General features: G+C 63.2%; 6 protein-coding genes. 4 read left to right on the top strand and 2 right to left on the bottom strand.

Features of this window, described 5'->3' with window-relative positions; all coding sequences use genetic code 11:
- Together ENZ74_RS24960 and ENZ74_RS24955 are read left to right on the top strand one after the other, a co-directional pair.
- Positions 1 to 416 (top strand): AIM24 family protein (locus tag ENZ74_RS24960; protein WP_206522323.1); only part of this gene is annotated, 416 nt, incomplete at its 5' end.
- 99 nt (positions 417 to 515) lie between these two features.
- Positions 516 to 860 carry a hypothetical protein gene (locus ENZ74_RS24955; RefSeq protein WP_063170249.1) on the top strand — a complete coding sequence of 115 codons (345 nt, stop codon included), beginning with the start codon at positions 516 to 518 and terminating at the stop codon, positions 858 to 860.
- Positions 861 to 897: 37 nt separating this feature from the next.
- Here ENZ74_RS24955 and panC read toward each other — a convergent pair whose 3' ends face one another.
- Both panC and panB read right to left on the bottom strand, forming a co-directional pair.
- Positions 898 to 1749 carry a pantoate--beta-alanine ligase gene (gene panC, locus ENZ74_RS24950; protein ID WP_063168095.1) on the bottom strand — a complete coding sequence of 284 codons (852 nt, stop codon included), beginning with the start codon at positions 1747 to 1749 and terminating at the stop codon, positions 898 to 900.
- The gene (panB, locus tag ENZ74_RS24945; protein WP_032808013.1) at positions 1746 to 2561 is read right to left on the bottom strand and encodes a 3-methyl-2-oxobutanoate hydroxymethyltransferase; all 816 of its coding nucleotides are present in this window, start codon (positions 2559 to 2561) and stop codon (positions 1746 to 1748) included. Before panB ends, panC begins: the two co-directional genes overlap by 4 nt.
- Positions 2562 to 2816: 255 nt before the next feature.
- Here panB and ENZ74_RS24940 point away from each other — a divergent pair, with 255 nt between their 5' ends.
- Positions 2817 to 3215, top strand: coding sequence for an NADH:ubiquinone oxidoreductase subunit NDUFA12 (locus ENZ74_RS24940; RefSeq protein WP_013531353.1), 399 nt, complete (start codon positions 2817 to 2819; stop codon positions 3213 to 3215).
- Between the two features lie 123 nt (positions 3216 to 3338).
- A partial coding sequence (locus ENZ74_RS24935; RefSeq protein ID WP_127313054.1) for a DUF2155 domain-containing protein occupies positions 3339 to 3815 on the top strand: 477 nt, incomplete at its 3' end.

Raw genomic sequence — 3815 nt, 5'->3', positions numbered from 1 at the left:
ACATCGTGCCGATCCATCTCAGGCACGGCGAAGAGATCCAGGTGCGCGAGCACCAGTTTCTCGCCGCCACCGGCAATGTCGACTACACCTTCGAACGGGTGCGCGGCCTGGCGACGATGCTGTTCGGCCAGAGCGGCTTTTTCATCGACCGCTTTCGCGGTGATTCCGGCGATGGCATCGTCTGGCTGCACGGCTATGGCAACGTCTTCGAAAAGACGCTCGCCGCCGGCGAAACCATCGACATCGAACCAGGCGGCTGGCTGTTCAAGGATGCCTCGGTCAGGATGGAGACCAAGATCGATCGCCTGTCGAGCGGCTTCTTCGGCGCCAACATGAATTTCATCGTCAACCGATTCACCGGACCGGGCCGTGTCGGCATCCAGTCGATGTATCTGCATATGCCGACGGAGGAATAGTTCGGCGAAGGCCACTGGCGGGCAGCAATGGCGGCCGCGACCCGGCCATGCGTCATCGCGGCGTTTGCCGTGCCGGCTCACCACGGATATGCAAGGGCCATGACCAAATTGTTCCGCACTGCGGCGCTGGCGCTGCTCGCCATCATCATTTTCGCGACCTTGTCGCCGATCCAGATGCGGCCGCATCTCGCTGAAGCAAATGTCGAGCGTGCCTTGGCTTATGTCCTGCTAGGCTTCGCCCTCGCGGTCGGCTTCCCCAACCGACTGTATCAAGTGGTGATCTTTGTGGCTGTGATCGCCGGCATGCTGGAACTGCTTCAGCTCATTGATCCCGGTCGCCATGCACGCCTCATCGATGCATTGGTGAAAGCCTTTGCCGGGGTGGTTGGGATCGTCGCGGGACACCTGATCGTCAGGGCCGGCCGGCAAAAGAGCGAGAGCTAGGCGCGGCAGCAATCCGCCGCGGAGGATCGAGCCTTCGCTAGGCAGCGGGAACCCCCACATTGTCGATTAGCCTGGTTTTGCCGAGCCATGCCGCTGCGAGAAGACGCCCTTCGCGGTTTCGACGCCATGGCGCAAGCGTCAGGCTTTCGCGTGCCTCGACATAGTCGACCTTCTGGAAACCGGCGGCGATGAGGTCGCGGCTGGCCTCTTCGGTTGCGTCGGTTTGGTGGGCGCCTGCCGCCAGGGCCGCAGCCGTTTTGCGCAATATCACGTTGAGTTGGCGGCCGACCTTCAGTTCGGCCTCATCGAGATAGGCGTTGCGTGACGACATGGCGAGACCATGCGCGTCGCGTATCGTCGGGGCGCCGACGATCTCGACGGGCAGGTCGAGATCGCCGCAGAGCTGTCTCACCACGCAAAGCTGCTGGTAGTCCTTCTCGCCGAAGACCGCAAAGTCGGGCGTTGCCTGCAGGAGGAGCTTTGCCACGACGGTGGCGACGCCTTCGAAAAAGGTCGGCCGAAAGTCCGATTCGAGCCCGGCGGAGGGGCCGCCGACCGAGATTTTCGTGGCGAAGCCGGCGGGATACATCTCGCCAACCGTCGGTGTGAAAGCAAGGTCGGCCTTTGCCGCGCCGAGCCGGTCGAGATCGCGGGCGAGTTGGCGCGGGTACTTGTCGAGGTCTTCGCTCGGCGCGAACTGTGTCGGGTTGACGAAGATCGACACGACGCAGCGCTCGGCTTTTTCGAGTGCGATCCTGACCAGCGAGATGTGCCCGTCGTGCAAAGCGCCCATGGTCGGCACCATGGCGACACGAAGGCCGTCACGGCGCCAGTCATGGATTTGCGTGCGAAGTGCGGCAACGCTATCGACGACGACGGGTTGGCTCATGCGTCATCCCTGCTGTTTGTCGCCGAAAAGACATGGCCGGGGCCCGGGAATGTCCGGTTTCGCACTTCTGCTGCATAGCTCTTTGCGGCATGCGAGATCGCGTTGCGCAGGTCGGCGTATTCCTTGACGAATTTCGGCACGCGATCGACGGTCAGCCCGACCATGTCGTCGGTGACCAGGATCTGGCCGTCGCAGTCGCCGCTGGCGCCGATGCCGATGGTTGGGATGGCGAGGCGGCGGCTGATATCGGCGGCGACCCTCTCGACCGTGCCTTCGATGACCACCGAGAAAGCCCCGGCGTTCTCGACGGCGAGCGCATCGCGAAGCAAAGCCGCAACAGCCTCCTCGGTGCGGCCTTTGATCTTGTAGCCGCCGTCCTTCTCGACCGATTGCGGCTGCAGGCCGATATGCCCCATGACCGGAATGCCGGCGGCGACGATGGCCGCGATCTGGCTAACCATGTCGACGCCGCCTTCGAGCTTTACCGCCTGGCAGCCGGTTTCGTCGACGACCCGCCGCGCCGAGGCGACGGCAAGTGCTGCCGTGACCTCATAGCTGCCAGCCGGCAGGTCGACGACGACGCAGGCACTGGCCGAGCCGCGCATCACGGCTTGCCCATGTGCGATCATCATCTCCAGCGAGGCACCCAGTGTCGTCTTGTGGCCGTGGAGGACCATGGCGACACTGTCACCGACCAGAAGCAGATCGACATGGTGATCAAGCAGACGGGCGATGGGATAGGTATAGGCGGTCAGGCAAACGATCGGCGCGCCGCCCTTGCGGTGGCGAATCGCCTCGGCGCTGATGCGCATGTCGGTGGTCGGCAATTCCGTGGCCAATCGTCACCTCCTTTGGCCTCAAGCCGGGCTGGATACAAGCATGGGCGCGCAGAGCTTTAGAAACACCGCAAAGGCTTGGCAAGCGTGCATGCAGCCACCGGCAGGATCACAGGCTTGTGTCGGGTTTCAGGAAAGCCATTTGCGCACACGCCGTGGCAAAAGCCTTGCCTTCGGCAAGGCCTGACGCCATAAGCAGGAAACGGGCGCTGCCGGCGCGAGGGTTTTGAGATGAAGACTTTCCTTACGCAGTTTTTCACCTGGTGGAACAGCCAGACGATAGGAACCCGCCTGCACACGTGGCGGTATGGCAAGAAGGTCGGCCAGGACGAGACCGGCAATTTTTACTACGAAGGCGGCATCGATTCGGAAGGCCGCACGCGCCGCTGGGTCATCTACCGCAATTATTCGGAAGCTTCGGCGATACCGCCCGGCTGGCACGGCTGGATGCACCACCGTGTCGACGTCGCGCCGTCCAGCGAGGACTACAAGCCACGCGACTGGCAGAAGCCGCATCAGCCCAATCTGACCGGCAGCCCGGCGGCCTATCGTCCGAAGGGCTCGGTGCTCACCAATCAGCATCGCCCGCAGGTCACCGGCGACTACGATGCCTGGACACCCGGGTCGTAGCGACAGGGTGCAAGCCGGTCCTTTATCGCCACAATTGGTGTTTAGCTGCTTGCTGATCAGAAAACGGCGACTAGCCTTGGCGATCGACAGAATCACCCGGGCGCGAACCACCGGTATCTTTGCATGAGCTTTTCTTACTCAATATCGGCCAGTCTGGCGCTAGCCGCCGGTCTTGCCGTCAGCACCGTGGCCTTCGCCGCTTCGCCTGAGCCCGCGGCACCCGCGCCGGCGCCGCCCGCGGGAGCGGACCGGGTTACCAATGCCGTTGCCGAGTTTGCCGGTATCGACAAGATCACCGGCCGGATCATCACCTTCGATGTCTATATCGACGAGACGGTGCAGTTCGGCGCTTTGCAGGTGACGCCGCGCGTCTGCTATTCGCGGCCGCAGGCGGAGGCGCCGAAGACCGATTCCTTCGTCGAGGTCGACGAGATCACGCTCGACCGCAAGATCCGCCGCATCTTCACCGGCTGGATGTTTGCCGAAAGCCCCGGCCTCAACGCCGTCGAGCATGCCGTCTACGACGTCTGGCTGAAGGCCTGCAAGCAGAAGTCGGATGTGCCGGCGCCCGACGGAGCCAAGGCTGACGCAACCAAAGCG

The sequence above is a fragment of the Mesorhizobium sp. M7A.F.Ca.CA.002.15.2.1 genome (assembly GCF_003998715.1).
GTDB lineage: Bacteria > Pseudomonadota > Alphaproteobacteria > Rhizobiales > Rhizobiaceae > Mesorhizobium > Mesorhizobium ciceri.
The sequence above is the reverse complement of the archived record's forward strand: the minus strand, read 5'-3'. Positions and strand labels throughout refer to the sequence as shown.

What these genes read in the sequence shown, in the direction of transcription:
- ENZ74_RS24955 (WP_063170249.1), top strand. Translation starts at nt 516, where the DNA reads ATGACCAAATTGTTCCGCACTGCGGCGCTGGCGCTGCTCGCCATCATC.
- panC (WP_063168095.1), bottom strand. Translation starts at nt 1,749, where the DNA reads ATGAGCCAACCCGTCGTCGTCGATAGCGTTGCCGCACTTCGCACGCAA.
- panB (WP_032808013.1), bottom strand. Translation starts at nt 2,561, where the DNA reads ATGCGCATCAGCGCCGAGGCGATTCGCCACCGCAAGGGCGGCGCGCCG.
- ENZ74_RS24940 (WP_013531353.1), top strand. Translation starts at nt 2,817, where the DNA reads ATGAAGACTTTCCTTACGCAGTTTTTCACCTGGTGGAACAGCCAGACG.